Source organism: Bifidobacterium castoris (assembly GCF_003952025.1).
Classification (GTDB): domain Bacteria; phylum Actinomycetota; class Actinomycetes; order Actinomycetales; family Bifidobacteriaceae; genus Bifidobacterium; species Bifidobacterium castoris.
In genome coordinates, this window is record NZ_QXGI01000002.1 from 141,302 (window position 1) to 167,291 (window position 25,990).

Annotated in this window: 20 protein-coding genes; 8 read left to right on the forward strand and 12 right to left on the reverse strand. The window is 65.5% G+C overall.

Annotated elements, in window-relative coordinates; genetic code table 11:
* Positions 1–25 precede the first annotated feature (25 nt).
* Positions 26–1,129, reverse strand: coding sequence for a tryptophan--tRNA ligase (gene trpS / locus D2E22_RS02815; RefSeq protein WP_126031619.1), 1,104 nt, complete (start codon positions 1,127–1,129; stop codon positions 26–28).
* A 140-nt stretch (positions 1,130–1,269) separates the two neighbouring features.
* On the opposite strand from trpS, the gene D2E22_RS02820 reads away from it, so the two are divergent.
* Positions 1,270–1,650, forward strand: a complete 381-nt coding sequence (locus tag D2E22_RS02820) for a DUF3073 domain-containing protein (protein WP_126031620.1) — start codon at positions 1,270–1,272, stop codon at positions 1,648–1,650.
* 144 nt (positions 1,651–1,794) lie between these two features.
* Here D2E22_RS02820 and D2E22_RS02825 read toward each other — a convergent pair whose 3' ends face one another.
* A complete protein-coding gene (locus tag D2E22_RS02825) occupies positions 1,795–2,202 on the reverse strand; it encodes a sterol carrier family protein (RefSeq protein ID WP_126031621.1) in 408 nt (135 codons plus the stop codon).
* A gap of 436 nt (positions 2,203–2,638) precedes the next feature.
* On the opposite strand from D2E22_RS02825, the gene D2E22_RS02830 reads away from it, so the two are divergent.
* Positions 2,639–5,101 (forward strand): glycogen/starch/alpha-glucan phosphorylase, encoded by a 2,463-nt coding sequence (locus D2E22_RS02830; protein ID WP_126031622.1) that lies wholly within the window; start codon positions 2,639–2,641, stop codon positions 5,099–5,101.
* A gap of 327 nt (positions 5,102–5,428) precedes the next feature.
* On the opposite strand, the gene D2E22_RS02835 is transcribed toward D2E22_RS02830, so the two are convergent.
* On the reverse strand, positions 5,429–5,653 hold the full coding sequence (locus tag D2E22_RS02835; RefSeq protein ID WP_126031623.1) for a hypothetical protein: 225 nt from the start codon (positions 5,651–5,653) through the stop codon (positions 5,429–5,431).
* Between the two features lie 173 nt (positions 5,654–5,826).
* Between D2E22_RS02835 and D2E22_RS02840 the strand changes: the two genes are divergently transcribed.
* Together D2E22_RS02840 and D2E22_RS02845 are read left to right on the forward strand one after the other, a co-directional pair.
* Entirely contained in the window at positions 5,827–6,609 is a 783-nt protein-coding gene (locus D2E22_RS02840) for a rhomboid family intramembrane serine protease (RefSeq protein WP_126031624.1), read from the forward strand.
* Positions 6,610–7,503: 894 nt separating this feature from the next.
* Complete coding sequence (locus D2E22_RS02845; protein WP_164518393.1) at positions 7,504–8,751, forward strand: THUMP-like domain-containing protein; 1,248 nt, start codon at positions 7,504–7,506, stop codon at positions 8,749–8,751.
* A 228-nt stretch (positions 8,752–8,979) separates the two neighbouring features.
* Here the strand turns inward: D2E22_RS02845 and crgA are convergent, their stop codons facing one another.
* The gene (crgA, locus tag D2E22_RS02850) at positions 8,980–9,453 is read right to left on the reverse strand and encodes a cell division protein CrgA (RefSeq protein ID WP_126031626.1); all 474 of its coding nucleotides are present in this window, start codon (positions 9,451–9,453) and stop codon (positions 8,980–8,982) included.
* Positions 9,454–9,611: 158 nt separating this feature from the next.
* Between crgA and D2E22_RS02855 the strand changes: the two genes are divergently transcribed.
* From D2E22_RS02855 to D2E22_RS02865, 3 genes are all read left to right on the forward strand, one after another.
* Entirely contained in the window at positions 9,612–10,421 is an 810-nt protein-coding gene (locus D2E22_RS02855; RefSeq protein ID WP_126031627.1) for a DUF881 domain-containing protein, read from the forward strand.
* Positions 10,422–10,507: 86 nt separating this feature from the next.
* On the forward strand, positions 10,508–11,605 hold the full coding sequence (locus D2E22_RS02860; protein WP_126031628.1) for a class E sortase: 1,098 nt from the start codon (positions 10,508–10,510) through the stop codon (positions 11,603–11,605).
* Between the two features lie 80 nt (positions 11,606–11,685).
* Positions 11,686–12,333, forward strand: coding sequence for an anthranilate synthase component II (locus D2E22_RS02865; protein ID WP_126031629.1), 648 nt, complete (start codon positions 11,686–11,688; stop codon positions 12,331–12,333).
* Between the two features lie 112 nt (positions 12,334–12,445).
* Here D2E22_RS02865 and pknB read toward each other — a convergent pair whose 3' ends face one another.
* From pknB to D2E22_RS02900, 7 genes are read right to left on the reverse strand one after another with little or no spacing between them, the layout of a single operon-like run.
* The gene (gene pknB / locus D2E22_RS02870; RefSeq protein WP_126031630.1) at positions 12,446–14,518 is read right to left on the reverse strand and encodes a Stk1 family PASTA domain-containing Ser/Thr kinase; all 2,073 of its coding nucleotides are present in this window, start codon (positions 14,516–14,518) and stop codon (positions 12,446–12,448) included.
* On the reverse strand, positions 14,511–15,524 hold the full coding sequence (locus tag D2E22_RS02875) for a serine/threonine-protein kinase (protein ID WP_126031631.1): 1,014 nt from the start codon (positions 15,522–15,524) through the stop codon (positions 14,511–14,513). Before D2E22_RS02875 ends, pknB begins: the two co-directional genes overlap by 8 nt.
* Positions 15,521–16,987 carry a peptidoglycan D,D-transpeptidase FtsI family protein gene (locus D2E22_RS02880; RefSeq protein ID WP_126031632.1) on the reverse strand — a complete coding sequence of 489 codons (1,467 nt, stop codon included), beginning with the start codon at positions 16,985–16,987 and terminating at the stop codon, positions 15,521–15,523. The genes D2E22_RS02875 and D2E22_RS02880 overlap by 4 nt, the downstream gene beginning before the upstream one ends.
* The gene (locus tag D2E22_RS02885; protein ID WP_241218141.1) at positions 16,987–18,504 is read right to left on the reverse strand and encodes an FtsW/RodA/SpoVE family cell cycle protein; all 1,518 of its coding nucleotides are present in this window, start codon (positions 18,502–18,504) and stop codon (positions 16,987–16,989) included. Before D2E22_RS02885 ends, D2E22_RS02880 begins: the two co-directional genes overlap by 1 nt.
* Positions 18,501–20,141 carry a PP2C family protein-serine/threonine phosphatase gene (locus D2E22_RS02890; protein WP_241218142.1) on the reverse strand — a complete coding sequence of 547 codons (1,641 nt, stop codon included), beginning with the start codon at positions 20,139–20,141 and terminating at the stop codon, positions 18,501–18,503. The genes D2E22_RS02885 and D2E22_RS02890 overlap by 4 nt, the downstream gene beginning before the upstream one ends.
* 4 nt (positions 20,142–20,145) lie before the next feature.
* Positions 20,146–20,685 (reverse strand): FHA domain-containing protein FhaB/FipA, encoded by a 540-nt coding sequence (locus D2E22_RS02895; RefSeq protein ID WP_126031633.1) that lies wholly within the window; start codon positions 20,683–20,685, stop codon positions 20,146–20,148.
* A gap of 21 nt (positions 20,686–20,706) precedes the next feature.
* A complete protein-coding gene (locus tag D2E22_RS02900) occupies positions 20,707–21,408 on the reverse strand; it encodes an FhaA domain-containing protein (protein WP_095612814.1) in 702 nt (233 codons plus the stop codon).
* 285 nt (positions 21,409–21,693) lie between these two features.
* Between D2E22_RS02900 and D2E22_RS02905 the strand changes: the two genes are divergently transcribed.
* Positions 21,694–24,051 (forward strand): prolyl oligopeptidase family serine peptidase, encoded by a 2,358-nt coding sequence (locus D2E22_RS02905; RefSeq protein WP_126031634.1) that lies wholly within the window; start codon positions 21,694–21,696, stop codon positions 24,049–24,051.
* A gap of 12 nt (positions 24,052–24,063) precedes the next feature.
* On the opposite strand, the gene D2E22_RS02910 is transcribed toward D2E22_RS02905, so the two are convergent.
* Positions 24,064–25,884, reverse strand: a complete 1,821-nt coding sequence (locus D2E22_RS02910; protein WP_126031635.1) for an AMP-dependent synthetase/ligase — start codon at positions 25,882–25,884, stop codon at positions 24,064–24,066.
* Between the last annotated feature and the right edge of the window lie 106 nt (positions 25,885–25,990).

The window sequence follows — 25,990 nt, forward strand, 5'->3', positions numbered from 1 at the left end:
TGCGTCCTGCCTGCGCGCGACCGCGTCAGCGGTCGTAGCGCATGCCCATCGCCTCGCGGACCTCGTCGAGCGTCTCGTTGGCGATCGCGTTCGCGCGGCGGTTGCCCTCATGCAGGATGTCGCGGATCGTGTCCATGTCCTGAGCGAGCTTTGCGCGGCGTTCGCGGTGCGGCGCGAGGAACCCGTTGACCGATTCGGTCACGTACTGCTTGAGCGCGCCGGCGCCGGCGTTGCCGATCTCCTCGGCGATCTCCTGCGGGTCGCGGCCGGTGACGAGGCCGGCGGTCGTCAGCAGCGCCGCGACCTGCGGGCGGTGCTCCGGGTCGAAGGTGATCATGCGTTCGGAATCGGTCGGGCTCTTCTTGATGAGCTTCGCCGTCTCCTCGGCGGTCGCGCCGAGCATGATCGAGTTGCCGTAGGATTTGCTCATCTTGCGGCCGTCGAGTCCCGGGATCTCCGGGGCGTCCGACAGGATCGCGGCCGGCTCCGGGAAGATCGGGTGCTTCTTCGCGTAGCGTTCGTTGAATCGGCGCGCGATCGTGCGCGTGATCTCGACGTGCGGCAGGTTGTCCTTGCCGATCGGCACGACGTTCGCCTTGCAGAACAGGATGTCGCAGGCCTGATGCACCGGGTAGGTGAGCAGCAGGCCGGTGAGCGCGTGGCCGGAGGATTCCATCTCCGACTTCACGGTGGGGTTGCGGTGCAGCTCGGCCTCGGTGACGAGGGACAGGAACGGCAGCATCAGCTGGTTCTCGGCCGGGATCGCCGAATGCGTGAAGATCATCGTCTTCTCCGGGTCGATGCCGGCGGCCATGTAGTCGAGGACGAGGTTGAGGACGTTGTCGTCGATGTGCTCGGTTGTGTCGCGGTCGGTGATCACCTGATAGTCGGCGATGATGATGTTCGTGTTGACGCCGCGGTTCTGCATCGCGACGCGTTCCTTGATCGAGCCGAAGAAATGGCCAAGGTGGAGGCGGCCGGTCGGACGGTCGCCGGTGAGCATCGTGAACTTGCCCGGATTCTCCTCGAGCTTCCTGAGCGTCTCTTCGGAACGCTTTCTCGCAGCGAGGAAACTTGCGCTCATTTCGTTGCCGGCCGCGGTCAGGCGCGCCTCTTGTTCTTCAGCCATACGTAATCCTTGTGCCGTTCGAATCGTTGGTTTTCGGTGGTTTTCATCGTAGAAATCTGAGCAGACAACAAAAGAGGGCCACGGAGGTGGTACTCTCTTATGTGATGAATTGATAGCAAACAGTTAATCCAGGGGGTCAGATGGGCCGCGGACGTCAAAAAGCCAAGCAGCAGAAGATAGCTAGGAAGCTCAAGTACCTGACCACTGACACGGATTATGACGAGCTTGCGAAGGAGCTGGGAGCGCAGGAACCAGGATCCGGTTCATTCGATCCGTTTGCCGATGTGGAGGCGAAGTACGCCCAAGACGCGGATGTTGACGAGTTCGAGGATGAGGAGACCGTCGTGTCCGCTGCATCCGAGGACGATCTTGATGACTATGCGCAGTGGGCGGCCGAGGCCGCCGCGAAGGCCACAAGCGGAGAGATGCCGGTGACGCCAGCGCCCAAGCCGCACAAGCCGATTCCGATGCCAGTGCCGGGCGCCTTCAAGCATGCCGATCGTGCGGACTCCGAACGATAGCGGTAAGAGTCCATCGGTCGGCTGAATCGCAACGCAATCCGAACCGTGTGCGTGTGCGTGAACCGCGGTGTTCGCGCACACGCACACGGTTTTTGCATACGGTTTTTGGTGGAGCGGCGGTCGCGGATGCGGCGTTCGTACGGGCTATCCGAGCGGAAGTATCGCCGAAAGGTCGTCGCGCTCGCCGACCGCGCTGATGTGGCCGGCCTCGCGCTCCTCGTCCCAGCTGGTGATGCCGCTGGCGACACGCAGCCAGACCGCCGGCTCGAGCTCGATGACGTCCGGCGGTGTGAGATTGTGCGGATCCGAGGCGGGGCCGTCAAGGATCTTCACGGCGCCCCATGGCGCGACGCGCACCTCGACGCCGGGTCCCGGCGCCTTCAGCTCGAGCATGTGCAGCGAATACCGGACGGCGAGCGCCATCGTCGGGCGCGGCAGCGCGGGGGCGATGTCGGTCGCCGTTTCGACGCCGACGAGCGCATGCGCGGCGTCGCACCATGCGTCGTAGGCGTCCATGCCGGCGGGGATGTCCTTCTTGTGGATAGCAGCCATGCTTCGTATTGTGCGCGCACGTTGCGATAAGTCAATATATTTATGTATCTCCGATCGTTGCGGGTGCGGGACGCGGCGGTGGCGGTCGGGACGGGTGGGGAATGCGCCGGAAGATGTTCGGTGGGCACGCAGCGAACTGAAATCGCCACTGAACGACACACGTGACACGCGCGCCGTTGGTGTCCGCAGAGGATGCGCGAGGGGCTTTGGCGACTGCTTACGACGGCTGAAGCGCTTCCGCGATGTGGAGGTCGCAGTACAAAAAGCGCGTGAACGCAGACGCAGGCGTTGACAAAGTGGACCTTATGCTATGATTTTCTGTTTGAGAACGTATGCAAAAACGGACGGAAGAGCTTGTGGCGCGGATTCCCGATGGGACAGGAGCTTTTGCCCGTGGACGTTCATAGTGAAGATAATGTTCAGAGGAGTCATAGATATGACCGAACTTACAGCACCGAAGTCCTCGGTTACCGCAGCCCAGTTCGCGGACGAGATCCGCAACGAGCTCAAGTACACGCAGGGCGTTACGCCTGAACAGGCGAAGCCGGCCGACGTCTACGTCGCCACGGCCACCGCTGTGCGCAAGCACCTTATGGATTCTTGGATGAAGACCCAGCAGGACATGGTCAACGGCAACACCAAGGCCGTCGGCTACCTGTCCGCTGAGTTCCTCATGGGCAAGCAGCTGCGCAACGCGCTGCTCAACTCAGGCCTCACCGATCAGTTCTACGCGGCCGTCAAGGAGCTGGGCTTCGACGCCCAGGAAGTCATCGACGCCGAATACGAGCCGGGCCTCGGCAACGGCGGCCTCGGCCGTCTCGCCGCCTGCTTCATCGATTCCCTCGCGTCGCTGGGCGTTCCGGCCTTCGGCTACGGCATCCAGTACCGTTACGGCATCTTCCGTCAGGAATTCGACGAGGACGGCCGTCAGGTCGAGCGTCCTGACTACTGGCTGGCCAACGAGGATCCGTGGGGCCACATCGACTACGCGCGCGACCAGCGCGTCAACTTCGGCGGCGAAGTCGTCGAAGAGGACGGTAAGCGCGTGTGGAAGCCGGCGTGGGCTGTCCGCGCGATCCCGGTCGACTACATGGTTCCGGGCTACGAATCCGGCCGCGTCAACACGCTGCGCCTGTGGCAGGCCCGCGCGTACGACGAGTTCGACCTGCTCACCTTCAACAAGTCCGAGTACCTCGACGCGGTCAAGCCGCAGGTCGAGGCCGAGAACATCTCCAAGATCCTCTACCCGGAGGATTCGACGGAGGTCGGCAAGGAACTGCGCCTCGAGCAGCAGTACTTCTTCGCTTCCGCTTCGCTGCACGACGCGATCCGCGTCTTCTACGGCGACGCCGAGAAGCCGGATCTGACGACCTTCCCGGACAAGATCACGTTCCAGCTCAACGACACCCACCCGGTCATCGGCATCCCGGAGCTCATGCGCATCCTCATCGATGAGTACGGCTACGACTGGGATACCGCGTGGGACATCACGACGAAGACCTTCAACTACACGTGCCACACGCTGCTTCCGGAAGCGCTCGAAGTGTGGCCGGCGTCGCTCATCGGCAAGCTGCTGCCGCGTCATCTCGAGATCATCGAGAAGATCAACGACCAGTTCATGCACGAGCTCGCCGACCGCACCGACGACGAGGCGAAGATCGAGCGTATGCGCATCCTCACCGCGGGCGAGAACCCGTCGGTGCGCATGGCGTACCTCGCCTCCTACGCCGGCTCGCACGTCAACGGCGTCGCCGAGCTGCATTCGCAGCTGCTCAAGGACGTGACGCTGCGCGACTTCTCGGACATCTATCCGGCGAAGTTCACGAACGTCACCAACGGCGTCACCCCGCGTCGCTTCATGAAGCTCGCGAACCCGGGTCTGTCCGCGCTCATCACCGAAGGCCTCGGCACCGACAAGTGGCTCGAGGACCTCGAGCTGCTCAAGAACCTCGAGCCGCTCGCCGCGGACGACGAGTTCGTCAAGAAGTTCGCGAAGGTCAAGTACGACAACAAGGTCCGTTTCGCCGACTTCGCGAAGGCCGAGTACGGCTTCGAACTCGACCCGACGACGATGTTCGACACGATGATCAAGCGTCTGCACGAGTACAAGCGCCAGGCCCTCAAGATCCTCGAGGTCATCGCCACCTACGCGGACATCAAGTCCGGCAAGGTCAAGGCCGAGGACATCACGCCGCGCACCGTCATCTTCGGTGCGAAGGCCGCCCCGGGCTACTACCTCGCCAAGATGACGATCCAGCTCATCAACAACGTCGCCAAGGTCATCGACAACGATCCGGACGTCAAGGGCAAGCTCAAGGTCGTGTTCCCGTGGAACTACAACATCCGCGTCGCGCAGATGCTGATCCCGGCGACCGAGCTCGACGAGCAGATCTCGCAGGCGGGCAAGGAAGCGTCCGGCACCTCGAACATGAAGTTCGCCCTCAACGGCGCGCTCACCGTCGGCACGCTCGACGGCGCGAACGTCGAGATCCGCGAACGCGTCGGCGCCGACAACTTCTTCCTCTTCGGCATGACCGTCGACGAGGTGGACAAGATGTACGAGGGCAACTACGATCCGGCGAAGTTCTACGAAGCGGATCCGCGCCTCAAGACCGCGATCGACATGGTCGCGGACGGCACCTTCTCCAACGGCGACAAGGAGACCTATGCTCCGCTCGTCTCCGATTGGCTGACGAAGGACTGGTTCATGACGCTCGCCGACTTCACGGCGTACCACGACATCCAGTCCCAGATCGAGACGCTGTACGCCGATCAGCTCGAATGGAACCGCAAGGCGATCCTCAACGTCGCCAACTCCGGTTACTTCAGCTCGGATCGCTCGATCGAGGATTACCTCGAGCGCGTCTGGATGACCGGCCCGCTGCCGACCGAGAAGTGATTCACACGGTCGTCACGCTGACCGCGGCATAAGACGAACGGCGGGCGGCACCTTCGGGTGTCGCCCGCCGTTCGTCTGTATATATCGCGATCAATCGGCCGCCGGTATGCGCGGATCCTCGTCTCATGGACGGCGGCGGCATCGGCGTCGCAGCGCGAGTGGATGCCGCATACGCGAGGATATACGGTGATATCGGCGGTGATATCGTCATCCATATAAAAACCGCGGTGTACACGTTCCAACAATCGTGCGCACCGCGGTCCTCTGATGTCGACAATGCGCGCTTCGCGCGCTTCGTCGCCGCACAACGCAGTGCGGCGCATATGCTCAAGCCGCGTCGGCGGCCGGAGCGACCTTATCGACGTCGTCCTCGGTCTTGTCCTTCGCGAGCGTGAGGTCGACGGGCGACGAGCTGTTCTCCCACGGCTCCTCCCACGGATCATAGTCCGGGTTCTGCTGCTTGTAGACGTAGACTCCGACGACTGCCGCGAGCAGTGCGCCGAAGAGCAGCGCGAAGAATTTCCAACCGCTAGAGGACTTGTTTTCCTTCATGACGGCTCCTTTCCGATTACGTGGTCGGCTGGTTTCCCCAGACAACTCTGTTCACCATCATAGGACTTTCGCCGCGTTCGCGCGACTTCGGTTGTGCTCATGGCAAGTCCTTGCATCGCAACGCGAAAACGGCGGCGCACGGTGGCGCGCGATCCTGCGCTACAGTGTGACCTATGCCCAACAATCGTTTTTCGTTGTTTCCCGACTCCCCGTCGATGAGGCAGGTGTTCTCGCTGCGGTCGCTGCGCTACCGGTGGCGCAACGGCGAGCCGGTCGTCACGTTGGCGATCATCGTCGTGTGCGTCGCGCTGTGGATCGTCGAGTTCGTCCTCAATCTGGTGGGCCGCCCGGCGCTCGTGCAGCTGCTGCAGTATGGCGCGATGCAGCCCTACCGTGCGGCGCGCGAACCGTGGATGTTCGTCACGTCGATGTTCCTGCATGCGCCGACGTCGATCTTCCATATCCTGTTCAACATGCTGACGCTGTGGTGCGTGGGGCCGTTCCTGGAGCGGCTCATGGGGCACTGGCCGTATCTGATGCTGTATCTGATCGCGGGCATCGGGGGCGGCGTCGGCATGGAGATGTGGGCGGCCTTCGGCCATGACCCCTCCGCTTGGCTCACTTACTCCTATGGCGCATCCGGCGCGTTGTTCGGCCTGTTCGCCGCGTGCCTCGTCGTATACCGGAAGGCCGGCTCGGATATGCGTTCGATGCTCGTATGGATGGCGATCAACTTCGCGATGCCGCTCGTCGTGCCGAATATCGCATGGCAGGCGCATGTCGGAGGCTTCGTCTTCGGCGGTCTGCTCACGTTGCTCGTCGTGGACGGCCCGCGCGCGCTGCGGCGCAGGTCGACATTGGCGCGCACGTTGATCTACGGCGGTGCGTTGCTGCTGCTCGAAGCGGTCATCGTCATCGTGTGCGACCAGAGCAACATCTACGCGATGGCCCTATGAGCGTGGTGTTCCGCAAGCGCGCATCGGCGGTGTCGGATGGACGCTTGGTTGCAAGCCGACGGCGTGCTGCAACTTACAGCGGTGTAGTTTTCCACAGGATGTGGAAAACGTTGTGGATAACTCGGGGATAGGGTGAGGAAACCACTCGAAGTTATCCACATAGATATCCACAAATGTTGATATCCGAGGTTTCCTCACTGGTGGAGGATGTGGATAAGAGTTATCCACATCCTTGCTGAACCGTTGGAATCAAGCCATAAATAGGGATTTTGCAATGGGGTGTCCCTATATGTAGGGCATCAAAAGTTATCCACATTTCACGTTATGTCAGAAATCGAAACACAGTGGACATCCCCTGCCACTGTTTTCCTCCTCAAGGACTCCCACCCCGTAGGGCCGGTATCGTGCGTCGAATACAACGGCCGTTCGTCAGGTCGATCGATTTGCCCTGAGGCAATGGGTTCGCAGTCATGCAGAGGAACGTCGTTCGGTCTCTGAGCATGTTCCCGGAACGGGTGGCGGAGCCGGAGCGGACCGTGGAAAGACCTATAGACGATTATCCTGTCGGCTTCAAAGCGGTGTCAACCGCTCTACCCAATTTGGGTACGCGGCCGCGCTTGCAGTCGCGGATCCGCAGGCCTCGCCGGCGTGCGTGGCTCGGATGCGGCCGCCGACGGCGGACCGGTCGAGCTGTCAAACTCGTCGGCGCGCGTGGGCCGGATGAATCGATCATCGAGGTCGCGCAAGAAAGTGCGGGACTCGTCGGCATGCGAGGGCCGGATGAGGACGGTGTCAGAGGACGGTTGCGACGACGGGGCAGTCCGCCCCACGCGTCGGCGCGTATCCGTATGGTTCTGGACGGCCTGCGGGCGGCACGCCGCTACAATGCGGCTTATGGACAACGACGATAATGCCATTTGCGTCGGCGGGTGCATCTCGCCGCGCGTCGACGAGGCGACGCGCGCGTTCATCGCGGCGCATCAGGACGAGGATGTGCGCGACGTCGCGCTCCACGCGAAACGGGACGATGGCGTGGACGTGCCTTTCGCGCTCGACCAGATCGCCGGTCGGCGCACCGCCCGGTCGAAACTGCCGCGTTGGGCGGCGACCGACGGCATCATCTATCCGCCGCATGTGCCGATGGAGCAGTGCTCGTCGCAGCCTGCGGCCGAATACAAGGCGCGGCTGGCGGCCGAACTCATCGCCGGGCAGCCGCATCCGACGACGCTTGTCGATCTCACAGGCGGTTTCGGCGTTGACTTCTCCTTCATGGCACGAGTATTCGACGAGGCCGTCTACGTCGAAAGGCAACCGCGGCTGTGCGTGCTCGCGATGCACAATCTGCGTGAGCTCGGCGTCGGGAACGCGCGCGTCGTCTGCGCCGACGGCGTCGCGACGCTGGCGACGATGCCTCCGGCGACGCTCATCTACGTCGATCCGGCGCGGCGCGACGCGCATGGAGCGCGTACCGTCGCGATCTCCGACTGCACGCCCGACGTGCTCGCGTCGCGCGACGCGTTGCTCGCCAAAGCGCCGTTCGTCGTCGTCAAACTGTCGCCGATGCTCGATTGGCGGCAGACGATCGACGATTTCGGCGGCGCGGTGCGTCGTCTCGACATCGTCGCCGTGCACAACGAATGCAAGGAGATCCTCGTCGTGCTCGGCAGGGGGCGCACCGAGCGGCCGCTGATCCGATGCGTGGACGACGGCGCATGCGTCGAGTTCCTCGCCGGCGACGACGAACGGCCGACCATCGCGCCGTCATCGACGCTGTCCGATATGCGTTTCCTCTACGAACCGAACGCGGCGATCATGAAGGGCGGCGCATTCGCGACGCTGCAACGGCGTTGGCCGGCGACGCAGATCGGCGTCAACAGCCATCTGTTCGTCGCCGATCAGTGGTTCGACGATTTCCCCGGGCGCGCCTTCGTGATCGACGGCATCGGCACGATGAACAAGAAGGACGTCCGGCGGCTGCTCGAAGGCGAACGCAAGGCGAACGTCGCCGTGCGCAATTTCCCACTCACGGCCGCTCAGCTCGCGAAGAAGCTCAAGCTGGCCGATGGCGGCGACGTGTACGTCTTCGCGACGACGGACGCAGACGGCCGCCACATCCTGATCCGCGCGCACAAGCGCGACTGAGGACGAGACGCCCAGGGTGTGGATGGCCATATGTGGGTGTGGTCACGCATGGACTGCCATTTGATGGGCTGCGGATGGCAGCGTATGGGTGAGGCCACGCAAGGAATGCCGTGTGGGAGGTTGTAGGCGGCGGCTTATAGGTGTGGTCACGCATGGACTACCTAAAGCCGATCGCGGGCAACAAAAAAGGGCACCGGAGGGCGCCCTGATCAGTCATGTGCCACGATGTCAGCGCCACCAGACCATCATGATGAAGCCGGCGATCAAGAACGCGAACGCGATCAGAAGGTTCCAGGAGCCGATCGACGGAATCGGATATGTGTAGTTCGTCAGATAGAAGACGACGGCCCAGATGAGGCCGATGATCATCAGCGTGCAGAACACCGGCACGAACCAACCCGGATTCGCCTTCGTGCCCTTGATGCTCTCCTCGACGCGCTTCGTGTTCTCACGCTGACGCTGCATCATGCGGCGCATCTGCGGCGTCATGTCCTTCTCGTCGACGGTCTGGTTGAGGATCTCCTGGATGCGGCCGACCGGGATCTCGTCGTTCTCGACGTAGGTTGCGGCCTGCGCCAGATCCATCGGCGCCTTCTCCGCCCCGTCGTCCTGCATATGCGGCTCGTCGTTCGACTTCTCGGCGGTACCGTGTTCGTCGACCTGGCCATCCGTGGGTGTTTTGTGCAGCTCTTCGTCAGCCATTTGTCTAATCTCCTTGCATAGGCTAATTAGGTATCATAGTGGTTGCTCGCGAAAGCGGCCACCAGAGGCGGCCATCATGAGCAAAATCATCATATTTTCGCGCGTCGCCGCGAAGGTGGGCCATATGGTTCGGCGGCGGAGTTCGTAAGGAGACGGATATGGCCAGGCACAGACCGAAGCATGGCACCGGCAAGTCGTTCATCGGCAGCGTCTCCGTGCTGCTCGTCGTCACCTTCGCCGGCTTCCTGCTCATCACGAACATGCGCGTCAACCGCACGACGACCGTCTCCTCCGATGCCGCCGAGCTCGTCGAGAACCGTGTGCGCAAGGTGGACGAGCTGCAGGCCGATGTGAAGGAGCTGTCGGCGCAGGTCGACAAGCTGAGCGCGCGTGTGCAGTCCGACCAGTCGCGGTCGTCCGAGGACGCCGGCTCCAGCACGATGCTGCCCGCCGTCGAGGGTCCGGGCGTCACGGTGACGCTCAACGATTCGTCGATGTGGAAGAACGCCGTCGATTCGTCGGGGTCGGCGGTGGACAACGACAAGTACGTCGTGCACCAGCAGGACGTCGAGGCGGTCGTCGACGCGCTGTGGGCGGGCGGCGCGGAGTCGATGCAGATCATGGACCAGCGCGTGCTGTCAACGTCGGCGATCATCTGCTCGGGCAACGTGCTGCTGCTGCAGGGCCGCAAGTACTCGCCGCCGTTCACGATCTCCGCGATCGGGCCGCCGACGCTGATGATCCAGGCACTCGACGATTCGCGCGCCGTGCAGATCTACCGGCAGTACGTGGACGCGTACGGCCTCGGCTACGACGTGCGCACGGAAAGCGAACTCCACTTCGACAGCACGACGATGCTGCTGCAGCCGCTGCAGTACGCGCATGTGCTGCAACAGCCGAACAAGTCGGGCAACGATACCGATGATGCCGCGGGCGGCGGCGAGCAAGCGGGCGGCGGTGACCAATAGAGTACGATTCTTGATGCGGTCCGCGGACATGGCCGGCGACGGCCGTCCGGGACGACCGGTCATGAAGAACGGGGGAAGACACCACCATGGAACACAGTCAGCATGCGGCGCCGCGCCGCACACGCAGCGTCGGACGCGCGATCGTCACGATCATCGCGGAGCTGCTGCTCACCTTCGCCGCGATCTGCGGTCTGTACGTGGCGTGGATGCAGTGGTGGACCGGCGTGCAGTCGGACCATGTCCAGCAGGAGACGCGCGCGCAGGTCGCATGGGCGCAGCCGAACGACGGCGGCACATTGACGATCGCGCAGCCGCAGGAGGGCGATCCGCCGGTGCAGCCGCAGGAGGCGCTCGTCGGCGAGCTCATCGCCCGCGTCTACATCCCGCGCTTCGGCGACCAGTGGGAACGCAACCTCGTGCAGGGCACCGACCTCGCCGAGCTCAACCAGCACGGTCTGGGCCACTATGTGGACTCGCAGATGGCCGGGCAGGTCGGCAACTTCGCGATCGCCGGGCACCGCAACGGCTACGGGCAGCCGCTCGGCGACGTCGACAAGCTCGAGAAGGGCGACGCGATCGTCATCCGCTCGAAGGACTACTGGTACGTCTACCACTATACGAACTACACGATCGTGACGCCGGACGAAGGATGGGTCATCGGCGCGAACCCCGAGCATCCGGGGGAGCCGCCGACGAAACGGCTCATCACGATGACGACCTGCGAACCGAAATACACGTCGCCGACGCACCGCTGGGTGAGCTTCGGCGAGTTCGCGTACTGGGCGAAGGTCTCGGACGGCATCCCGGAGGAACTGGCGAAGACCGATTCCAGCGGCGCCGTCGAATTCATCAACAACGAGCGGCAGTCGTTCGCGTCGTCGATCACATCGCTCGCGCCGTGGGTGTGGGGCGCGCTCGTCGTGTATCTGGTCGTGTTCCTCGCGGCGGCCGTCGCCTGGCGCTGGCCGGCGCTGCGCGCGATTCGTGAGGGGGGCAAGCCGTTGCCGGACGCGGACATCTACGGCTGGCTGCTGCGCCACCAGCCCGGCGCCGCGCCGATCCGCTGCCTGCTGATGCTGCTGCTCGTCTTCGCCGCCGCGGCCGCGCTGTTCCAGTGGGGCTTCCCATGGGCGGCCGCGAACGTCCCGTTCCTGCAGCAGATGTCCAACTATGTGGCCGTGTAGCGCGCCGCGCGCCCGCTACACCGGCTTTGCACTACACTGGTGGGCGAGTACAAGCCCACACGCCAGCGAGAGGACCTTTCATGACCGATTCCGCGCATATCCTCGTCGTGGACAACTACGATTCCTTCGTCTACACAATCGTCGGCTATCTCAAGACGCTCGGCGCGACCGTGACGGTTGTGCGCAACGACGCGCTCGACCCGGCCGACGAGGCCGTCCTCGACGGCTACAACGGCGTCCTGATCTCGCCGGGGCCGGGCGCGCCGGCCGATGCGGGCGTCAGCGAGGACATGATCCGAGTGTGCGCGGCGACGCGCACGCCGATGTTCGGCGTCTGCCTCGGCATGCAGGCGCTCGCCGAGGTGTTCGGCTGCACGGTGAGCCATGCGCCGTCGATCATGCACGGCAAGACGAGCCTCGTCGAGCACATCGACGATGAGATCTTCGCCGGCGTCGCGAACCCGATGACGGCCACGCGCTACCATTCGCTCGCCGTCGAGCCCGACTCGGTGCCGGCCGATGCGCTCGAGGTTACGGCGTGGACCGTCGACGACCACATCGTGCAGGGCATCAAGCACCGCGAGCTGCCGCTGTACGCCGTGCAGTTCCATCCCGAATCGGTGCTCACGCAGGACGGCTACCGCCTGTTCGCGAACTGGCTCGCCATCTGCGGCCAGCCGGACGCGGTGGACAAGAGCCTGGGACTGCAGCCGAAACTCGCGCGTTGAGCATGCGCTGAGCGCGCTCCCGCCGCACACATCCCAATGGGCGGGGCCCGGATCGTTCATGGATCCGGGCCCCGCCCATTGCGATGCTTCCGCCGGCTAAGCGCCGCGCCTGTCAGGGCTGGTTGTGGTCATCGCCGTTCTGCCCCGACTCGGAAGGCGACGGCGAGGAGGAGGGGGAATCCGACGGCGACGGTGACGGCGACGACGGGGCCTTCGTCTTGACGGTGACCTCGGACCCCTTGTCCACGCTCGTGCCGGCGGCGGGGCTGATCGATTCGACGGTCGCGTCGTCCGACGAATCGCCTTCCACCTTGACGCTCAGTCCGGCCGCCTCGAGGACGGCGCGTGCGCTCGCGAGCGACTCGCCTGCGGCGACGGACGGCACGTTCACCTGTTCACGGCCCGTCGACACCCACACCGTCACCGTGCTGTTCTGCGCGACCGACGTGCCGACCTCCGGCGAGACGCGGATGACCGAGCCCTTGGCGACGGTGTCCGACGACTCCTGCATGACGGTGACCGTCAGCCCCATCTGGGAGAGCGCGGCCAGTGCCTGGTCCTGCGGCTGGCCGACGATGCCGTCCGGCACCTTCGTCATGCCCGACGACACCCACAGGCTGATCGTGGATCCTTTGAGCTGCGAGGTGCCGTAGGCCGGGTCGGTGCGCGTCACATGGTCCTTCGCGATCGTCGCGCTGTCCTCGGTCTGCACGCTCGACTCGACGACGAATCCGGCGTCCTCGAGCGTCGACCTCGCCTGCTCCTGCGTATAGCCGGTCACGTCCGGGATCTTGATCGAACGGGGGCCGGTCGAGAACCACACCTCGACGGTGCTGCCCTCGGCGACGCGCTGGCCGCCGGCCGGGGTCTGCTTCGTGAACATGCCCTCCGGCTTCGTCGAATCGGCGTCCTGCTTGACGTTGATGTTGAGCCCGAGGTCGCTGAGCTGCTTGCGTGCGCGCGCTTCGGTCGTCGTCTCGTTGAAGGTCGGAACCGTCACGTACTTCGTCGCGTTCTGCGCGTGGTCCCACCACAGCCATCCGCCGATCGCGATGCCGAGGATGACGATGGCCGCGGCGACGGACGCGATGACGACGTTGCGCTTGTGCTTCTTCTTCGCGATCTCGGCGCGACGATCCGCGCGCGTCTTGAGCGAACCGGCCGAACCGTCCGGATTGACCTGTTCGAACTGGCCGGTGACCGGATTGAACACCTGCGTGGCCGGTCCCTGCTGGGCCGGCACCGGCTGCGGGGGACGCTGCTGTTGTTGCGTCTTCGTCGTCGACAGGTCGGTCAGCGGGTTGAATGCGGTCGCCGTCGGCACGCCGCCGTTCATGAGCGCGATGATGTCGCTCTTGAATTCGGCGGCCGTCGCGTAACGGTTCTGGCGGTCCTTCGCCATCGCCTTCGCGCAGATCGAATCCCACGCCGTCGGCAGTCCCGGCACGATCGTGCTCGGACGCACGGCCACCTCGGAGACATGCTGGTAGGCGATCGCGACAGCCGAATCGCCGGTGAAGGGCGGACGTCCGGTGAGCATCTCGTAGAGCACGCAGCCGGCCGAATACAGGTCGGAGCGCATGTCGACGGTCTCGCCGCGCGCCTGCTCGGGGGAGAGGTACTGCGCGGTGCCGACGACGCCCTGCGACTTCGTCATCGTCGTCGCCGAATCGTCGAGCGCGCGGGCGATGCCGAAGTCCATGACCTTGACGATGCCCTGCTCGGAGATCATGATGTTGCCGGGCTTGATGTCGCGGTGGATGATGCCCATCCGGTGCGAATACTCGAGCGCGCTGAGCACGCCGATCATCACGTGCTCGGCGTCGCGCTGCGAAAGCGGGCCGTTCGCCTTGATGATGTCCCTGAGCGTCTGGCCCTTGACGTATTCCATGACCAGATACGGCAGATGCTCGGTCTGGCCGTTCTCGAAGGTGATGACCTCCTCGCCCGAATCGTAGATGTTGACGATGTTCGGGTTGTTCATCTGCGCGACCGAATGCGCCTCGCGCTGGAAGCGCGTCAGGAAGATCTCGTCATGGGCGAGGTCGGGGCGCATGATCTTGATGGCGACGGTGCGACCGAGACGCGTATCGACGGCCACATGGACCTCCGCCATGCCGCCTCGTCCGATGAGCTGGCCGAGCTGGTAGCGACCACCATCCAGTGTCGTAGGCATGCTACTCATTGCTGCTCCTTCCGCCTTGCACCGCGAAGTGGTTGTGTCGTGGGGAATCCGTCTGCGCCGCCTGCGCGAACGGAGGGATCGTGTTCGTGGCCGGATCGTGGTGCGGCGCGCTCGCGACGCGCCGCGGCACCCTCTTTCCGGATGTGACCATCGTCGCGTCGACGGCGATCGTCTGCTGGTCGAGCAGCCGGCGTTCGATGCGCGACAGGACGCGGGCCACCGTCAGCGCGTCCTGCGGACGGTCGAGCGGGTCCTTCGCGAGCATCGACATGACGAATTGAGACAGTTGGAAGTCGACGGTCGCCGGCAGCGGCGGCACCGGGTTGTTGACATGCGCTGCGGCGATGTCGACAGGCGTTGCGCCGGTGAACGGACGGTGCCCGCACAGGCCTTCGTAGGCGACGACGCCGAGTGAGTAGATGTCCGACTGCGGCGTGGCGTGCTGCCCCTGCGCCTGCTCGGGGGAGATGTACTGCGCGGTGCCGACGACCATGCCGTCCTGCGTGATCTGCTCCTGGTTCGTCGAATAGGAGACGCCGAAATCGGTGATCTTGACCTCGCCGTTGGCCGAGACCATGATGTTGGCCGGCTTGACGTCGCGGTGGATGACGCCATGCGAGTGCGCGACGAAGAGGCCGCGCGCCGTCTGGACGAGGGCCGGCAGCAGCTGCGTCGGCTCCATCGGGCCGTCGATCTCATGGAACAGGTCGGCGAGCGATTTGCTCGGCACGTATTCCATGATCAGGAAGCCGATGCCGTCATGCTCGTAGTACTCGAACAGCGCGGCGATGTTCGGGTGCGCGAGATTCGCCGAATTGCGCGCTTCGGCGCGCAGCCTGCGCAGCTTCGACTCCTGGTTCGTCGTGTCGGTGCGCAGCGCCTTGATCGCGACCGGGCGGCCGAGCTGGATGTCGTAGCCTTTCCAGACCTCGCCCATGCCTCCCTGTGCGAGACGTGAATCGAGGCGGTAACGCCGGCGAATGAGCTGTCCTTCGATGAGTCTCATTGGGTAAGCGCCTCCTTCATTACTGCGGTCATGACCGGTCCCGCCGCGAACGAGCCGTAGAGGTCGACGTTGTGCACGACGACGGCGACGGCGATCTTCGGATCGTCGGCCGGCGCGAAGCCGATGACCCAGCCGTCGATCGAATCGTTGTCGGCGCCGATCTGCGCGGTGCCGGTCTTCGCGGCGACGCGGATGCCGGGGATCTCCAGGTTCGTGTTCTCGTCGGTGACGACGGCCTCCATGCCCTCGGTGAGCTGCTTCGCCGTGTCTTCGCTGAACGCCGTGCTCATGACCTGCGGCTTCGTGTCCGGCAGCACCGACAGGTCGCTGAAGCGCACGCGGTCGACGAGCGTCGGCTTCATGACCTTGCCCTTGTTTGCGACGGCCGCGGCGACCATCGCGTTCTGCAGCGGCGTGACGAGCGTGTCGCCCTGCCCGATCGACGCCAGCGCGAGACGGTCCGGAGTGACCTGCTGCGGGAAGCGGGACGCGACGGCGCGCATCGGCGTGCCGTCGGCGGCGGATCCGTCGATCGTGATCGTCGAATCGAAGCCGAGCTTCTTCGCCATGTCGGAGATCGTATCGTCTCCGAGCGCGACGCCGAGCTGCGCGAAGGCCGTGTTCGACGAATACGCTATCGCGTCCTTCAGCGAGATCTTGCCGTCGACGCCGTCGCCGGCCGACGATGAGTTCGTCAGCTCCGTCTCGGTGCCCGGCAGCGTGTAGCTCGCGCCGGCCGGGATCTGCGAGTTGATGTTGTATTTGCCCGAGTTGATCGCGGCGGCCGCGACGACGGTCTTGAACGTGGACCCGGGCGGGTACAGCTGGCTCGTCGCGCGGTTGATCATCGGGCTGGCCGCTCCCTGGCTCAGCTCGGCGTAGTTCTTGTTCGCCTCGCCGCCGTCGTGCGTCGCGAGCAGGTTCGGGTCGTAGCTCGGCTTGCTCACCATCGCGAGGATGCGGCCGGTGCTCGGCTCGATCGCGACGACGGCGCCGTCGTCGTCTCCGAGCGCGTCGTAGGCGGCCTTCTGCAGCTTCGTGTCGATCGACGTCTCGATTGAGGCGCCGCGGTTCTCCTCGCCGGTGAACAGGCCCTTGAGCCGCTGCCAGAACATCGCGTCGGATTTGCCGGTCAGCAGCGTGTCCTCGGACGCCTCGATGCCGCGGTCGGCCTTCTGCGTGACCGAGAAATAGCCGGTGACCGGCGCGTAGAGGGCGCCGTCGGCGTAGGAGCGCTGGTACTTGTACTCGTCCTGCGACGCGTCCGATTTGGCGAGGATCGTGCCGTCGGAGGCGAGGATCGCGCCGCGTGCCGCGCTGTTCGTGTAGTAGAGCGTGCGCACGTTGCGCGAGTCGCTGGCGAGCGCGTTCGAACGCACCGTCATGATCAGCGACGATGAGAGGCCGAGGATGACGAACAGCACGAGGACGGCGGTGAACAGCTGACGTAGCGTTTTGTTCATCAGGCCTCACCTCCCGGGTGTGCGCCGCCGCCCGCGCGCCGCGGCAGGTTGACGTAGGAATGGGTGTTGATCGGCGCGACGATCTGCGTGACCGGGCCGTCGTCGCCATCCGCGGCGGGGACGTGGCGGGCGTCGTTCGAGGCGGTGCGCGCCTCGGCCTGCTGGCGGCTGCGCAGTACCGAGAGCGCCTCCATGCGGAAGGTGTCGCTCAGTTCGTCGGACTGCGGCTTGTTCGCCGCGTTCGAGATGATGACGAGCAGCGCGGCGAGCAGGTAGTTCGCGACGAGCGACGAGCCGCCGGCCGCCATATACGGCATCGTCAGGCCGGTGAGCGGGATGACGAGCGTGATGCCGCCGACGACGGTGAAGACCTGGAACGCCATCGTGAACACGAGTCCCGAGGACAGCAGCTTGCCGAAGCCGTCCTTGATTTTCATCGCAATGATCATGCCGGCCGCGATGATGAGCAGGTAGAGCATGAGCACGGCGAACAGGCCTACAAGGCCGAGTTCCTCGCCGGTCGACGCGTAGATGAAGTCGGAGTTCGCCAGCGGTGTGACGGTCGGGTACCCCTGACCGAGGCCGGTGCCCATCAGACCGCCCGAGGCGAGGCCGAACAGGCCCTGCACGATCTGGCTCGAACCTCCCGGATAGCGGCTGTAGATCACCGGATCGAAGGGATGCAGCCAGGCGTCGACGCGGTAGCCGACATGCGCGAAGATGCGCGCGGCGACGACGCAGCCGGCGGCGAAGGCGAGGAAGCCGATGACGACCCAGCTCACGCGGCCGGTCGCGACGTACAGCATCGCGACGAACATCGCGAAGAACATCAGCGACGTGCCGAGGTCGTGCTGCACGATGAGCACGCCCATCGACGCGACCCAGACGATGATGATCGGGCCGAGGTCCTTCAGGCGCGGCAGCTGCAGCGGGCCGAGCTTCTTGCCGCCGACGGCGAGCTGGTCCCGGTGGTTGAACAGATAGGACGCGAAGAAGAACGCGAGGAACAGCTTCGCGAACTCGCCCGGCTGCAGCGAATACGGTCCGATCCCGATCCAGATGCGCGCGCCGCCGATTTCGCGGCCGAGGCCGGGGACCATCGGCGACAGCAGCAGCGCGAGGCCTATGACCATGCTCACATAGGAGAAGCGCCGCAGCACACGGTAGTCGTGCATGAACACGAACAGCAGGTCGCAGCAGACGAGTGCGAGGCACAGCCAGATCATCTGCCGCGTCGCGACATGGGCGTCTATCGCCGCGTCGCAGCGTGCGATCATGAGGATGCCGATCGACGTGAGCATGAGCACGCACGCCATGATCGACTGGTTCGCGTAAGGCTGGAACCTGCAGATGAGCGCCCACGTGACGATGAACAGCACGGCGATGACGCCCATCAGCACGAGCGCGTTCGTCGGCGGCTGCCCCTCGGTCCTCGCGAACATCTGGAAGACGCCGATGGCGGTGATGACGAACGCGAAGAGGATCTGCAGCAGATAGCGTATCCGGGTCTTCGTCACTTCGAATCCTTCTCCTGGGCCGTGGCGGACGGCGACGACGAAGCCGACGACGAAGCCGACGACGAAGCGGACGGCGATGGCGAGGCGGTCTCCTTCTTCGCCTTCTCGAGCGCTTCCTGCTGCGCCTGCGCGGCGGCCTTGCGGCGCTCCTCCTCATCCTTCTGCTGCTGCTTCGTCTTCTCGAGCTCCTGCTCGATCTGATCCGCCTTCGCGACGGCGGCGTCGTAGTCGTCGACGTTGATGCCGCTTTCGAGCTGGTTCTGCCATCCCTCCGGCAGTTCGCTGAACTTCAGGTCCGTCTGTTCTACCGGATGCGACAGTTTGATGCCGAAGATGTTGGTGGGCACGCCCTGGTAGATCGCGATCGTGTCACCGTCCTTCGCGAGAAAGTACTGCCTTTGGCTCCACGCGTACGCACCGCCGGCGATGCCGCACAGCGCGAGCGCGGCGAGGGCGACGACGATCACCGCGGCGACGCGTCCGCGGAAGCGTCGCGAGCGCGCCGCCTTCTTCTTCTCGAGCTGCTCGTGGTGGATCGCGGCCGCGACCTCCGGGTCGTTCGGATCGGCGCTGTAGCGGCCGTTGCTCTTGCGCACGACCGGGATCTCGCCGGTGTCCGGATCCTGCAGCTCGCCGGTCTCCTCGCGCACCTCGCTCGTGTGGCCGACGCTCGGCTTCGCCGGTGCGCCGCCGTCCGCCTGGTCGTCGTCGGAGGGACGCGGCTGGATGAGCGCGGCCGCGCGTTCCGCCGGCGACGATTTCGCGATGAGCGCGGGCGCGGCGGAGACCGGTTCGTTGACGATGTCGGCGATTGCGTCGAGCGATGCGCTCGCTGCGCCGCCGATGAGCGGCGTCTGGTGGGGGACGTCGAAGGAGTCGGCGTTGAGCGCGAGCGTCGCGTCGGCGATGACGGCTGTCACGTTGTCGGTGCTGCCGGCGCGCAACGCCATCGAGACGAGCCGCTGCGCGCACTCCTCCGGATCGCTCGCCGCGAGCATCGTCTCCTCGATCGTCGAATCCTCGAGCACGCCGCACAGGCCGTCGGAGCACAGCAGCAGGCGGTCGCCGGCGTGGGCGACGCGGATCGAGATGTCGGGGCGCGCGTCGATGTCGAAGTCGCCGAGCACGCGCATGACGACGTTGCGTTGCGGATGGTTGCGCGCTTCGGATTCGCTGATGCGTTTCGTGTCGATGAGATGCTGGACGTAGCTGTGGTCGCTTGTCAGGCGCATCAGCGCGCCGTCGCGCAGCAGATACGCGCGTGAGTCGCCGATGTGCGCGAGGACCCAGTAGCCGGAGACCAATGTGATCGCCGTGATCGTCGTGCCCATGCCGGCGAGCTTGCGTTCGCGCTTCGCCTTGCCGACGATCGCGTCGTGCGCGGCGAGCGTCGACGTCTCCATGATCGCGGTCGCTCGCGCGACGTCGCCTTCAGCGCTGTCCTGCTCGATGTGCGCGAGCGAGCGGATCGCGATCGTCGACGCGGTGTCGCCGCCGGCATGGCCGCCCATGCCGTCGCAGATCGCGACGAGATGAGCGCCCGCGAACGACGAGTCCTGGTTGTTGGAACGGACGGTGCCGACGTCCGAGACGGTCGTCGAATACATGTACAGCGTGCTGTGCTCTGCGGAGGTCATCGGCTCACCTCAGTTCGAAGGTGGTCGCGCCGATGCGCACGGGGATGCGCGGCGCGAGGATCGTGGGCGCGGTGATGCGCTGCTGGTTGACCACGGTTCCGTTCGTGCTGTGCAGGTCCTCGATGGCCCACTGGTGCGAGCGCTCGTCGGGGTAGACGCGCGCATGGTGCGACGAGACGAATTCGTCGTCGAGCACGACGGTGTTCGAGGCCGCGCGCCCCAACGTGATGACGGCTGAGTTCAACGGCACCGACGTGCCGGCGAGCGGGCCGTCGATGATGACGAGCAGCGTCGGCTGCTTGTCGGCGACCGCCGGCGTCGCGTCCGCCGTCGGATGGTTCGGCGTCGAGCTGGCGGGGGTGGCCGCGACCGGCGCGTCGGCCTTCCTGCGGACCTCACGTTCCTTTTTGCGGCGCGCGCGTGACTTGCGCGGGCTGTAGGAGGCCACGTCGCGGTACAGCGAGCGGGCGATGCTCCAGACGAACACCCACAGCAGAATCAGGAATGCGTATTTCAGTACCGCGAAGGTAAGTTCGGTAATCATAACGGCAATCGGTGTCCCGGTTCACTCCTGGTCTTGCGACGACGCCCAGTAGAGGATGCGCGTACGGCCGATCGTGATCGTATTGCCGTCGAGCAGCGTGGCCGCCGGCACCTGGTGGCCTTCGACGTAGGTGCCGTTCGTCGAGCCGAGATCGCGCGCGATGACGCCGTTGTCGGTGATGTCGATCTCCAGATGCTTGCGGGAGATGCCCGGATCGTCGATGACGATGTCGCAGCCGGAGCCCCGTCCAAGGATCGTCTTGCTCTTCGTGAGCAGGTACTGGCTGTTGTTCACCTCGAGCATCGGGCAGTCCTCGGCCTGCGCGTCGGTCGTGACCGGGACGGCGTTGCCCTGCACGGATTCGCTCGTGAGCTTGAAGTTGCCCTTCGACAGTTCGAGGTCCTCCTCGAACACGACGACGACGGGGCCTACGAACGCGTAATGCTGGCTCTTCGCGTACTTCGTGAGGTTGTCGGCGAGTTCGTTGGCGAGCGCCTCCGAGCCCCACTGCTCGATGCGGTCGAAATCGGGGGTGCTCAGCTTGAAGCGATACTCGTTCGGCGCGACCGTGCGCTCACGACCCACCGGCATCGCCGATTCGTCGATCTCGCGTTCGAGTGCGCTCGTCAGGTCGACGGGCTGCAGGTCCTTGGAGCCGAACTTCGCGAACACTCCGTTGACCGCGCCTTCCACGCTTTTCTCAAAACGGTCAAGAACGCTCATAGTAGTCCCTTTCTTATTCCTGTCCCATCCTACGCTTGGTCGCAAACCGTGCCGGCTTCTGCGGCCACCGGGCGAGCGGCCGCCGCGTCGGACGTCGCCGTGGACAGCACCGCATGGCGCGCCGTGCGCCATGGGTCGCATATGACTCATGATATATGAATACGTCTGTTCCCATCCTTTATACGGATATGCGATGACCTACGCGGCCGGCGCGCATCCGGTCCGTCATGCGCGCCGGCGCGCGTTCAGCCAATGCGCAGGGTTACGGTGCTAGCGTAAGGCGGTATGACGCAAACCACTGTGCACACGAATGACGCCCTGTCCGCCGATTCCTCGATCCCCGACTACGCCGCCGCGAAGGCGCGCACATTGCGCTTCAGCTGCGGCGCCCCGCGCTCGCCGCAGCTGCTGGGCGACGGCTCCCGCATGCTGTTCCTGCGCTCCGACGGCGCCGAGGACACGGTGACGTCGCTGTGGATGGGCGAGGCCGACGGCACCGAGACGCTGCTCGCCGATCCGCGCGCGCTGCTCGCCGACGCCGACGACGAGGACGTTCCCGCGGCCGAACGCGCCCGTCGCGAACGCGCGCGTGAAGGCGGCAGCGGCATCGTCTCCTACTCGGTCGACGCGGCCGGCCGCGTCGTCGTCTTCACGATCAACGACCAGCTGTTCGTCTCCGCGCTCAACGCCGATGCCGCGGCCGCCGACACCCATGCGCTCGACGTGCATGGCTCCGCCGACGAGCCGCTCCGTCCGATCCTCAACCCGCATGTGAGCCCCGACGGCACGCGCGTCGCCTATTCGACCGGCGCGGCCGTCATCGTCGTCGACGTCGCCACCGGCGAGGCGGGCGTCGCCTATGCGGTGCCGCGGGGCGAGCGCGCTGACGTGCGCGCCGGCGTCGCCGAGTTCGCCGCGGCCGAGGAGATGGACCGTTATGACGGCTTCTGGTGGGGGCCCGATTCGCGCACATTGCTCGTCGAACGCTTCGACGCCTCGCCTGAGCCGCTGTGGACGATCAGCGACCCGGCCCATCCGGAGCGCCGCGGGATCGACCATCGCTATCCGCGCGCGCTCACGCGCAACGCGATCGTCGAGCTCTACGCCGTGCATCTGGACGGCGACCGGCTGAACACGGAACGCACGGCGCTCGTCGACTGGGACAACGACACCTACGAATATCTGGCCGTCGTGCGTTGGGACATCGGCCATATGCCGCTGCTGCGCGTCCTCGACCGCCTTCAGCAGCACGAGCAGATCCTGCGCGTCGACGTGCCGAAGGAACAGGACTGGAAACGCTTGGCGCCCCTCGAGGACGGCGTCGTGCCGCTGATGCCGGTCACCGTGCTCGAGACGCACAGCAACGGCCAGTGGATCGACCTCATCGGCGGCACTCCCGCCTACACGCCGTCCGGCGCGCTAATCTGCTCGATCAACGACATGGCGAACGACACGAACCGCCTGACCATCGACGGCCGCCCGTTCACGCCGGTTGGCTGGCAGGTGCGCTCCGTGCTCGACGCCGACGACGAGACGGTCATGTGCATCGTGCAGCGCTCGCCCGAACAGGCGCCCGATGTGCCGAAGCAGTGGATGCCGACGGCCGCCGACCACGACGCCCGCAGCTTCGACGTGGTCGCCTTCGACTACGACGGCAACGTGTACCCGGTCACCGACGAACCGGGCGTGTGGAGCGCGACGCGCGCCGGCGACGGCCTCGTCGTCACCGGCCGCGACATGGCCGATCCGCGTGCGCGGATGACGCACTACTACCGCGGCGAGGCCGTCGCCGTCGCCAACAACGCGGCGACGCCGGGGCTCGACATCAACGTGCGCTTCGTGCGGCTCGGCGAACGCGGGCTGCATGCGGCGATCGTCGCGCCTACCGGCGCGCAATACGCGGACGCGCGCACGTTGCCGGTGCTCATGCATCCCTACGGCGGCCCCGGCTTCCAGGAGGTCACGATGAGCCAGTCCGCGTACTGGGACGCGCAATGGTGGGCCGAGCAGGGCTACCTCGTCGTCATCGTCGACGGCCGCGGCACGACGGGCCGCGGGCCGTCGTGGGACCGTGAGGTGTACAAGGCGCTGAAACAGGTCACGTTGGAGGATCAGGTCGACGCCGTGCACGCGCTCGACGACGCGGTGCGCCGCATCAACGACGCGTCCGCCTACGGCAGGCATGCGTCGGGCGCCCGCGCGCATGGGCTGCCGCGTCCCGAACTCGACCGCGTCGCGATGATCGGATGGTCGTACGGCGGCTTCCTGTCCGCGCTCGCCGTGCTCGACGCGCCGGACGTCTTCGCGGCCGCGTGCGCCGGCGCTCCTCCGACCGACTGGACGTTGTACGACACCTGCTACACCGAGCGCTACCTCGGCCTCGACGAGGCCGACTACGCGCGCAACGGCATCATCGCGGACGCGCCGGCGTTGCGCCGTCCGCTGATGCTCATCCACGGCTTCGCCGACGACAACGTGACGATCGCGCATTCGCTGCGGCTGAGCCACGCGCTGATGGCGGCCGGGCGCGACCACACCTTCCTGCCGCTGACCGGCATCACGCATATGACGAACGACCCGACCGTCGCGCGCAACCTGCTGCTGCTCCAGCGCGACTTCCTCAAGCGCTCGCTCGGGCGCTGAGGGACGCGCGGCTCAGCGCCCGGCGCCGTAGATGCCGGTGGCGATCGCCTCGGCGAAGACCTCGTTGACCTTCGGGCGCACGACCTTCATCGACGGCGTCAGGCACTTGTTGTCCTGCGTGAACGTGACCGGCAGCACGATGAACCTGCGCACCGACTCGGCGCGGGAGACCTCGGCGTTCGCGCGGTCGACGTACCTCTGGATCTCGGCGGCGACCTCCGGCAGCCCCGCGGCCTGTTCGAGAGTGAGGTCCGCCGGCAGCTTCTGCGTCGGCAGCCAGCCCTCCAAGCCTTCCTTGTCGAGCGTGACGACGGCGCCGACGAACGGGCGGTTGTCGCCGACAATGACGGCGTGTTCGACGATCGGGCAGGTGGCGATCTCCTGCTCCATCGGGATCGGCGCGACGTTCTTGCCGCCGGCCGTGATGATGATGTCCTTCGCGCGGCCGGTCAACGTGATGTGTCCTTCGTCGTCGAGCGTCGCCAGATCGCCGGTCCTCAGCCAGCCGTCGGAGGCGAAGGTCTCGGCCGTCTTCCCGGGGAGGTTGTGGTAGCCGCGGAAGACGTTCTGGCCCTTGACCTCGAGTTCGCCGGTAGGCGAGATGCGCACCGACGATCCGGGCACCGGCTGCCCGACGGTGCCGATGACGTTGTCGTGGACACGCGTGAACGCGAAGGGCGCCGCCGTCTCGGTCAGGCCGTAGCCCTGGATCATCGTCAGGCCGATGCCGTTGAAGAACGTGGCCAGACGGCGGTCGAGCGGCGCGCCGCCGCATGCGAGGTACTTGATGCGCGGGCCGAAGGCGCCGCGGATCGAACTGTAGACGAGACGTTCGTAGAGCGCATGCTCGGCGCGCTGCTTCGCGTCCGGCGTTGCGCCCTGCTGCGCCATCTCGCTCCAGTCGCGCGCCGACTCGGCCGCCTTCGCGAAGATGCGGCCCTTGAAGCCGGTGCCGGCTTTGCGCGACGCCGCATTGTAGACCTTCTCGAACACGCGCGGCACCGACAGCACGAAGGTCGGCTCGAACACCCGCATGTCGTGCGGCAGCGTCTTCGTGCTCGGCAGATAGCCGATGACGCCGGCGTCGGAGGTGAACACGAAGTACTGGATGAAGCGGGCGAAGCAGTGGGCGAGCGGCAGGAACAGCAGCAGGCGCGCGTCGCCTTCGAGCATCTCCGGGACGCATTCCGCGGCCGCGCGCGTGATGCTCACGAAGTTGCGGTGCGTCAGCTCGGCGCCCTTCGGCGCGCCGGTGGAGCCCGACGTATAGACGATCGTCGCCAGGTCGTCGGCGCCGACGCCGGCGATGCGCTCGTCGAGCTCCTCGTCGGAGACCATGACGCCGAGGCCTTTGAGCGCGGCGATCGCGTCCGCGTCGAGCATCAGGATGCGTTCGAGGCCCGGGCAATGGTCGAAGACGGAGTCGAGGCGGTCGAATCGCTCCTGATTGTCGGCGATCGCCAGCTTCACATCGGAATCGTTGAGGATGCGCTCGGCCTGGATCGCCGAATCGGTGTCGTAGATCGGCACCGTCACGGCGCCGACGGCGGCGAGCGCGAAGTCGAGCAGACCCCATTCCACGCGCGTCGCTGAGAAGATCGTGACGGCGTCGCCCTTCGCGACGCCGAACTGGATCAGGCCCTTCGCGATCGCGCGGACCTCGTCGTTGAACCGGCCGGCGGTGAGCGTGCTCCACGAGCCGTCGGGCTCCTTGTTCTCGGTGAGCGGGGAATCGGCGCCGGAACGCTCGAGGCGGTCGGTCAGCAACGTGTAGATCGTTTCATTGTCGCGTACGGTGAGCGCATGGCCCGGCGTCGTGTACTCGGTGAGCATGGGGGAATCCTTCGTATCGGCCTTGTTCAGGCGGCTTTCGCGGCCGCATCGGCCATCCTACGGTACCGTAGGGAACGTGCGCGTCGTATGAATCGACAACACACGC

What these genes read in the sequence shown, in the direction of transcription:
- trpS (WP_126031619.1), bottom strand. Translation starts at nt 1,129, where the DNA reads ATGGCTGAAGAACAAGAGGCGCGCCTGACCGCGGCCGGCAACGAAATG.
- D2E22_RS02820 (WP_126031620.1), top strand. Translation starts at nt 1,270, where the DNA reads ATGGGCCGCGGACGTCAAAAAGCCAAGCAGCAGAAGATAGCTAGGAAG.
- D2E22_RS02825 (WP_126031621.1), bottom strand. Translation starts at nt 2,202, where the DNA reads ATGGCTGCTATCCACAAGAAGGACATCCCCGCCGGCATGGACGCCTAC.
- D2E22_RS02830 (WP_126031622.1), top strand. Translation starts at nt 2,639, where the DNA reads ATGACCGAACTTACAGCACCGAAGTCCTCGGTTACCGCAGCCCAGTTC.
- D2E22_RS02835 (WP_126031623.1), bottom strand. Translation starts at nt 5,653, where the DNA reads ATGAAGGAAAACAAGTCCTCTAGCGGTTGGAAATTCTTCGCGCTGCTC.
- D2E22_RS02840 (WP_126031624.1), top strand. Translation starts at nt 5,827, where the DNA reads ATGCCCAACAATCGTTTTTCGTTGTTTCCCGACTCCCCGTCGATGAGG.
- D2E22_RS02845 (WP_164518393.1), top strand. Translation starts at nt 7,504, where the DNA reads ATGGACAACGACGATAATGCCATTTGCGTCGGCGGGTGCATCTCGCCG.
- crgA (WP_126031626.1), bottom strand. Translation starts at nt 9,453, where the DNA reads ATGGCTGACGAAGAGCTGCACAAAACACCCACGGATGGCCAGGTCGAC.
- D2E22_RS02855 (WP_126031627.1), top strand. Translation starts at nt 9,612, where the DNA reads ATGGCCAGGCACAGACCGAAGCATGGCACCGGCAAGTCGTTCATCGGC.
- D2E22_RS02860 (WP_126031628.1), top strand. Translation starts at nt 10,508, where the DNA reads ATGGAACACAGTCAGCATGCGGCGCCGCGCCGCACACGCAGCGTCGGA.
- D2E22_RS02865 (WP_126031629.1), top strand. Translation starts at nt 11,686, where the DNA reads ATGACCGATTCCGCGCATATCCTCGTCGTGGACAACTACGATTCCTTC.
- pknB (WP_126031630.1), bottom strand. Translation starts at nt 14,518, where the DNA reads ATGAGTAGCATGCCTACGACACTGGATGGTGGTCGCTACCAGCTCGGC.
- D2E22_RS02875 (WP_126031631.1), bottom strand. Translation starts at nt 15,524, where the DNA reads ATGAGACTCATCGAAGGACAGCTCATTCGCCGGCGTTACCGCCTCGAT.
- D2E22_RS02880 (WP_126031632.1), bottom strand. Translation starts at nt 16,987, where the DNA reads ATGAACAAAACGCTACGTCAGCTGTTCACCGCCGTCCTCGTGCTGTTC.
- D2E22_RS02890 (WP_241218142.1), bottom strand. Translation starts at nt 20,141, where the DNA reads ATGACCTCCGCAGAGCACAGCACGCTGTACATGTATTCGACGACCGTC.
- D2E22_RS02895 (WP_126031633.1), bottom strand. Translation starts at nt 20,685, where the DNA reads ATGATTACCGAACTTACCTTCGCGGTACTGAAATACGCATTCCTGATT.
- D2E22_RS02900 (WP_095612814.1), bottom strand. Translation starts at nt 21,408, where the DNA reads ATGAGCGTTCTTGACCGTTTTGAGAAAAGCGTGGAAGGCGCGGTCAAC.
- D2E22_RS02905 (WP_126031634.1), top strand. Translation starts at nt 21,694, where the DNA reads ATGACGCAAACCACTGTGCACACGAATGACGCCCTGTCCGCCGATTCC.
- D2E22_RS02910 (WP_126031635.1), bottom strand. Translation starts at nt 25,884, where the DNA reads ATGCTCACCGAGTACACGACGCCGGGCCATGCGCTCACCGTACGCGAC.